Raw genomic sequence first — 7162 nt, 5'->3', positions numbered from 1 at the left:
TCCCGAGGGGCCCCTCGCCGGAAACCTGCCCGGATTCGTCTCCCGTCCCAGCCAAAGGGACATGGCCACGCGTATAGAACAGGCCATTGCGGAACACGGGATCTTCATCGCCGAGTCCGGCACGGGCACGGGCAAGACCTTTGCCTATCTGGTGCCGGCCCTGTTGTCCGGTCGCAAGGTCCTGATCTCCACCGGCACCAAACATCTTCAGGATCAGATTTACTTTCGCGATCTTCCGCGCGTGCGCGATGCACTGGCGGTGCCGGTGCAGACGGCCCTGCTCAAGGGGAGGGCGAACTATCTTTGTCAGCACCGCCTGGGGCTGATTGGGGAGTCTTCGCCGGACCTGGAACTGGTACGCGATTGGTCGCGCCGCACACGCAGCGGCGACATCGGCGAAGTATCGGGAATACCGGAAGACTCACCCCTTTGGCCGCAACTCACCTCGACCGCGGACAATTGTATTGGTACCCAGTGCGGAAGTTACGAGGAGTGCTTCGTGCGCCGTGCGCGCAAGGAGGCCCTGGAGGCGGATGTGCTGGTGGTGAATCACCATCTGTTCTTTGCCGATCTGGCGCTGAAGGTCGAAGGCTTTGGCCAGCTGTTGCCGGGGGTGGATGCGGTCATCTTCGACGAGGCGCACCAGTTGGCGGATATCGCTTCCGTATTTTTCGGGTTCTCGGTCAGCCGTGGTCAACTCGATCAATTGGTACGGGACACGGTTGCGGAAGAACTGCGCGAACACAGTGGAGTCTCCGGTCTGCGCAAGGCGGCCGGGGATCTGGAGAAGGCAGCGGCGGATTTTCGCCTTGCCCTGGGCAAGGAACCGCGCAGGGAGGCGTGGGGCGCCCTGTCAGGCAAGCGTTTTCATGACGCCTTTGCGCAACTGCTGGAGCGGCTGTCGGCCCTTGGCGAGTTGCTGTCGCTCGCGGCGGGTCATGGAGAAGGGCTGGCGAGTGTCGCCGCACGCGCGGAAGAGTTGATCGATCGCCTGTACCTGATCAAGGATGGCGCGCCCAATGAGTACGTTCCCTGGCTGGAGACCCGTACCCGTGGTTTCCAGATTGCCATGACACCACTGGATGTCTCCCGGCGGTTTTCCGAACACCTTCTGGACGGCGAGCGCAGCTGGATCTTTACCTCGGCGACCCTGGCCGTCAACGGCGACTTCAGCCATTTCCAGCGTCAGTTGGGGCTCGCGGACGCGGACACGGCCTGTTGGCAGAGCCCGTTTGACTATGCGCGCCAGGGCCTGATGTATCTGCCCGAAGGCTTGTCCGATCCCGGGACCGCGACCTACACCGAACAGGTGGTGGAGGCCAGTCTGCCGGTGCTGGAGGCCAGCGGTGGCCGCGCCTTTATGCTGTTCACCAGCTACCGTGCCCTTCATATCGCCGCCCGCAAGCTGGCCGGTCAGCTGCCGTATCCGGTGCTGATCCAGGGGGACGCACCGCGATCGGAATTGCTGGAACGCTTTCGTGAACTGGGTAACGCCGTGCTGCTCGGGACCGCCAGTTTCTGGGAAGGGGTGGATGTGCGCGGCGAGGCGCTGTCGTGCGTGATCATCGACAAGTTGCCGTTTGCCGCGCCGGACGACCCGGTCCTGCGGGCCCGGGCCCGGGTGCTGGAGGAACAGGGGGGCAATCCGTTTCGTGAGATGCAACTGCCCCAGGCCGTAATCGCGCTCAAGCAGGGCGTGGGGCGCTTGATCCGCGACGAGACGGACACCGGGGTCCTGGTCCTGTGCGACCCCCGTCTGCTGAGCAAGGGCTATGGTAAGATTTTTCTCGCGAGCCTTCCGCCGCTGCCGCGTACGCGCGAGTTGGCGCAGGTGCAGGAGTTCTTCGCGCGCAGCGCGGCCGGCGCGGAGTCGGGCGTTGTCGCCGACAGTACAGGCTGATCCCGTTTATTTTTTTGAGACTACAGGAACGAGTGCATGTCTTTTCGCTATTCGATTGCTATCATCCTGGCCGCCTTGTTTTTTCAGGCGGGCATCGCAAATCTTCAGGCGGCGGAATCCACAAACCCGCCCGATGAGCAGGCCATGCCGGGCAAGCTGGCGGTACGAAATGCCTGGATTCAGTTGGGGACAGACGACGATCTGATGCAGGCGGCGTACGCGCAGCTGATCAACCATACGCCCGAGCCGATCAGGATCACGGGCGTATCCGCCAATGGATATCGTCTTGCCATGATTCATCGCGTTGTCCTGCAGGATGGCATTCCGCGCATGTCGATGGTTTCCACGCTGACCGTTCCGGTGGGTGAGACCATACAGCTGGACAAGAAGAACTATCGCTTCATGTTTTTGGGACCGAGAAGGACCTTCAAGGAAGGAGACAAGATCAAGGTCAAACTCCAGTTCAAGGATCGCGAACCCGAATCGATCGTGTTCGTGGTGTCGGCCAGGGCGCCGAAAGCGGGCGGCTAGGCCGCAACGGCCGGGACCGCGATGAAGATCCTTGCCCTGGATACGGCCACCGAGTCGTGCAACGTCGGGGTTTGGGTCGACGGTACGGTCCATGAACGCGAAATCCCCGGCCGCCAGCATGCGGAACAGCTCCTGTCGCTGATTCGCGAGCTCATGGCCGAGAGCGGGCTGGCGCTTGCGGAACTCGACGCCATTGCCTTCGGCCGTGGCCCCGGCATGTTCACCGGCCTGCGCATCGGCGCGGGCATCACCCAGGGCCTGGCCTTTGCGCTCGACCTCCCTGTGGTACCGGTATCCTCCCTGGCGGCAATTGCCCATGGCTGTGACGGCGAGAACATAATCGCCGCCATCGATGCGCGTATGGATCAGGTCTACTGGTGCGCCTTTCGCCGGCGTGATGGAACGTTGTTGGCAACGACGGCAGAACAGGTGACGAATCCGAACGAGATCCAGGTCGAAAGCGACGGGGGCTGGATCGGCTGTGGCAGCGGTTGGGATCGATATGGGGATACCATGGCCGACCGCCTGGGTGATCGCTTCGAGCGTTGGTTGCCGGGACGAACGCCGCGGGCCCGCGACATCGCCGCCCTGGGCTTCGAGTTGTTGCATGCAGGCGGTGCCGTCGCGCCGGAGGATGCGGTGCCGGTCTACGTTCGCGACGAAGTGGCACGAAAGCCGGGTGCGGCCTAGTCCGCCTCGGGGGTTTCGGGTTCCGTTGCTTGCGGCGGCGAGATGCGCGCGGTGTCGACCGCGGTGCCACGGGTACGTACCACATCGATGGCGTAGCCTTCGATCATGAGACTGGTTCCGGCTTCGGGAATTGTCTCGAGGTACTCGGTTATCAGACCATTCACGGTGCGCATATCGCCCGTCGGCAGGTCCCAGCCGAGTTGGCGATTCAGATCGCGCAAGTTGGCGCCGCCCTTGACCAGCCAGGAGCCGTCGGCTTGTTGCTTGAAGTCTTCGCTGGCCCCATAACCCGGCGTGGTGAATTCGCCGACGATCTCTTCCAGGATTTCTTCCAGCGTCACCAGGCCCAGGATATCCCCGTACTCGTCCACCACCAGGCCGCGCCGGCGTTTGGCCTCGCGAAAGCTGATTAGCGCCGTCGTGAGCGAGGTGCCGGTGGGGATGTAGAAGGGCTCGGCAACGATCTGCTGCAGGGTTTCCGGGGTCAGGTTTCTTGTACCCACGAGATTCAGCGCGCGGCGCATGTGGATCAGGCCGATGATGTTGTCGAGACTGCCGCGATACAGTGGAACCCGTGTATAGCGACTGGCCATGATCTGGGAAACGATTGTGTCCCAATCCTGTTCCAGGTCGACGCCATAGATCGTATTGCGCGGGATCATTACGTCATCGACGGCGGTCTTCTCGAGATCCAGAATCCCGAGCAACATCGCCTGGTGGGACTCCGGGATCAGCGTGCCGGCCTCGAGCACCGCGGCACGGAGTTCCTCGCTGGACAGCTGATGTGTGCGGGCGCGCGGATTGATCCCGAACGGCCGCAGCATCAGGTTCGCCATGACGTTGATGAGCCAGACCATGGGGTAGAACACGGCCAGCAGCGGTCGCAGGATAAAGGAGGCAGGGAAGGCCACCTGTTCCGGTCGCATGGCGGCGAAGGTCTTCGGTCCCACCTCTGCGAAGATCAGGATTACCACCGTCAGGGCAAATGCGGCAGCGGCGACCGCGGACTCGCCGTAGAAACGCAGAGCCAACACCGTTGCCAGGGCCGCGGCAAAATTGTTGACGAAGTTGTTTCCCAGCAGGATTACGCCCAGCAGGCGGTCGGGTCGCCGCAACAAGAGGCTCACCAGGCGTGCGCCGCGATGGCCGGTATCGGCGAGATGCCGCAGGCGATAGCGGTTCAGCGACATCACGCTGATTTCGGCGGCGGAGAAGAATGCCGAAAGGAGGATCAGCAAGACGAGCGCGCCAACCATCACGCCCGTCGGTATGTCGTGCACGATCGGTATCTATTCCCGATGGATATGGCCGCAGTGTAACAACGATGCCGTCAGTAGAATAGGCTCAACATGGTCACCAGGACGACAAGAAACAGCAGGCTCATGATCCCGCCCGCGCGCACGAAATCGCGATTGCGGTAGCCGCCGGGCCCCATGATCAGGGCATTCACCTGGTGGGTGGGCAGGAGGAAGGAATTGGAGGTGGCGATGCCCACGACCAGTGCAAAGGCACGCGCGTCCATTCCGGCTTCCAGGGCGATCTCCACGGCCAGAGGCACCAGCAGCACCGTGGCACCCACATTGGACATGACCAGGGTGAATGCCGTGGCCAGGAACACGGTGCGCCAGTCGACCGATTGATAGGCCTCGTCGATGCGCATGACGCCGGTGAGGATCATTCCCACCGCGCCCGCCATCAGGGCCACGGACAACTTGAGTGGGGAAAACAGGACCAGCCCCAGGGCGACTGCGAAGCTCAGAAGGGCGAAGCGTACCTTGCCGGGCCGCAGCTCCAGGTCCTGTCGCGGATAGTCGCTCATCACGATGAAATTCTTGTCCGCGTCCAGCAGGGCAAGATCGTCCCAGCTGCTGTGTACGAGCAGGGCGTCCCCGGATCGCAGCGGGGTTGTGCGAATGTTTTCGGTGATTGTTTGTTCGCCGCTGTAGATGGCCAGCACGCCGGCCTTGAAGCGTTGACGAAAGCGAATCTCGCTCGTGGTCTTGCCAATGAGTTCCGAGCGGGGACGGATCACGATCTCGGCCACCCCGGCGCGACCCGGCGCCAGTGCGTCGGAGAACCGGCTCAGGGTCGGACTGATCTCCAGCTGATTCTGTTCTGCAAAGTCTTGAATATCCGCCTCCGCCCCAAGAAGGCCGAGCACGTCTCCCGCCTGAAGCGGGGTGTCTCCCGGCGGGGCGATCTGTGTATCGCCATCGTGCTGCCGCGCGACGATGCTGAGCTTTCGCCCCGAGCGGACGCGTACGTAGTCCACCGTGGTTCCAATCAGTGGACTGTCCGCATGGATCGTGGCCTCGAAGATATCCCCGCTGATGCCATAGGTGCGGGTAAGGTAATCCATTGTGCTCGGCGTGGCGGGCTGGGCTCCGGAGCGCGATGGAAGGACGAAACGACCGAGCACAATGAAGTAGACGATGCCGGTGGCAATCAGCGCCAGACCGATGGGGGTCACTTCGAACAGGCCGAAGGTCTTCATCGGCGAAGCGTGGGGCGGCAGGTTCTGGTTTGCGGTCTCGACGAGATCGTTGAGCAGGATCAGCGGGCTGGAGCCTACGAGGGTGACCGTCCCGCCGAGGATGGCGCAGAAGCCCATGGGCATGAGAAGGCGTGACAGGGGGATATTGGTGCGATCGGCGATGCGCCGGACGGCGGGCATGAACAGGGCGGCGGCCCCGATGTTCTGCATGAAGCTGGAAATGATGCCGACTGTGGCGGAGATGATGGTGATCAGTCTGCCCTCGGTATTGCCGGCCAGCCGCAGGATGGGGCGCGATATCTGGTTCATTACCCCGGTCTTGTCGAGGCCGGCGCCGATGATCATGACGGCGATGATGGAGATGACGGCATTGCTGGAGAAGCCGCTGAAGACCTCGTCCGGCGTGATGAGACCGCTGAGGCCCAGGATCACCATGATGGTGATCGCGGTCACGTCCACGCGCAGCCGCTCGGATACGAAGAGAAAGACTGTCAGCGCCAGGATGCCCAGCACCCAGGCGATTTGCGGCGTCATTGGCACGGCTTCGGACATCGGTGTGGGCAATCCCCTGGATCAGGCTGGATACAAAGCTTAAGAAAAGCTTAAGAAAAGCTCAATACAGCAAGGGGCCGGGGCCGCAGTGTCGGGAGGGACCCCTAGACCGGCTGATGGAGGATGAATTCGAGCACGAACTTGCTGCCAAAATAGGCCAGGACGAGCAGGATGAATCCGCCCAGGGTCCATCGCACGGCAATTCGTCCGCGCCAGCCCAGGCGCCAGTGGCCGAGCAGAAGAATCCCGAACACCAACCATGCCGCTGTCGACAGGACGATGTGATGGGAAAAGCGCATGGGCTTCCCGAACAGGGCCTCGGAGAAGAAGATGCCGCTGATCAGGGTCAGGGTTAGAAGCAGGAACCCGATTTCGATCATTCGGAACATCAGCCGTTCCATGGTTTCCATCGGAGGCAGCGAACGAATGAATCCGCCGGGTTGGTGTGCGCGCAGGTGCCGTTCCTGGATCAGCAGCAGGCCGCTTTGCAGGGCCGCGAGAAACAACAGGCTGTAGGCGAGCAGCGAGACAATGATGTGGGCGGTCTGTGCCGGCCGCGTCGGCCCGAGGAACACGGGTTCGCCCGGCACCAGCCAGGCCAGTTGCAGGGCGAGCGCGGCCAGGGGCAGGATTGCGATCCCCAGGTTCTCGAACGGTTGCGCCACCGAGGCCAGCGCCAACATCAGGACCGCGACAAAGGCAACCAGGGAGGCGACCCCGGTCAGCGCAAGATTCAGCCCTTGTGGAGAGAACAGGGTTTGCTCAAGCACCGCGCCATGAAGGACCAGGCCCGCGACCACCAGCAGACCGATGGTCAACCGTCCATTCCACCATGCCTGAACCGGCACCGGCGCGCGGGTGAGCCGAATCCAGACCAGCGCGGCGGCAAGCAGATAGGCCGCGGCGGCCAGGATGGAAATGGTTGTGATCTGAGTCATCGTCCTTTGGAGTCGGATTGCAGCTTTCGCCAGGCGGGCCGCCGGACCAGCGGTGTT

General features: G+C 62.6%; 6 protein-coding genes. 3 read left to right on the top strand and 3 right to left on the bottom strand.

The window, feature by feature from the left end:
* The 3 genes from P8X48_12645 to tsaB form a co-directional block, all read left to right on the top strand.
* Positions 1-1900, top strand: a 1900-nt coding sequence (locus P8X48_12645; GenBank protein MEJ2108153.1) for an ATP-dependent DNA helicase, incomplete at its 5' end; no start/stop codon positions are given.
* 36 nt (positions 1901-1936) lie between these two features.
* On the top strand, positions 1937-2431 hold the full coding sequence (locus P8X48_12640; protein ID MEJ2108152.1) for a copper chaperone PCu(A)C: 495 nt from the start codon (positions 1937-1939) through the stop codon (positions 2429-2431).
* 21 nt (positions 2432-2452) lie between these two features.
* Positions 2453-3121: a tRNA (adenosine(37)-N6)-threonylcarbamoyltransferase complex dimerization subunit type 1 TsaB gene (gene tsaB, locus P8X48_12635; GenBank protein MEJ2108151.1), complete on the top strand. Its 669-nt coding sequence runs from the start codon at positions 2453-2455 to the stop codon at positions 3119-3121.
* Here tsaB and P8X48_12630 read toward each other — a convergent pair.
* The 3 genes from P8X48_12630 to ccsA all read right to left on the bottom strand — a co-directional run bounded on the left by P8X48_12630 (position 3118) and on the right by ccsA (position 7105).
* The gene (locus P8X48_12630) at positions 3118-4401 is read right to left on the bottom strand and encodes an HlyC/CorC family transporter (protein ID MEJ2108150.1); all 1284 of its coding nucleotides are present in this window, start codon (positions 4399-4401) and stop codon (positions 3118-3120) included. The two genes, tsaB and P8X48_12630, sit on opposite strands and share 4 nt — an antisense overlap.
* Before the next feature lie 50 nt (positions 4402-4451).
* Entirely contained in the window at positions 4452-6149 is a 1698-nt protein-coding gene (locus P8X48_12625) for an SLC13 family permease (protein MEJ2108149.1), read from the bottom strand.
* Positions 6150-6271: 122 nt separating this feature from the next.
* Positions 6272-7105, bottom strand: coding sequence for a cytochrome c biogenesis protein CcsA (gene ccsA, locus P8X48_12620; protein MEJ2108148.1), 834 nt, complete (start codon positions 7103-7105; stop codon positions 6272-6274).
* Positions 7106-7162: the final 57 nt, after the last annotated feature.

The organism is Acidiferrobacteraceae bacterium (assembly GCA_037388825.1).
Taxonomy (GTDB): Bacteria; Pseudomonadota; Gammaproteobacteria; order Acidiferrobacterales; family JAJDNE01; genus JARRJV01.
This window is presented reverse-complemented; position numbering and strand designations above follow the sequence as displayed.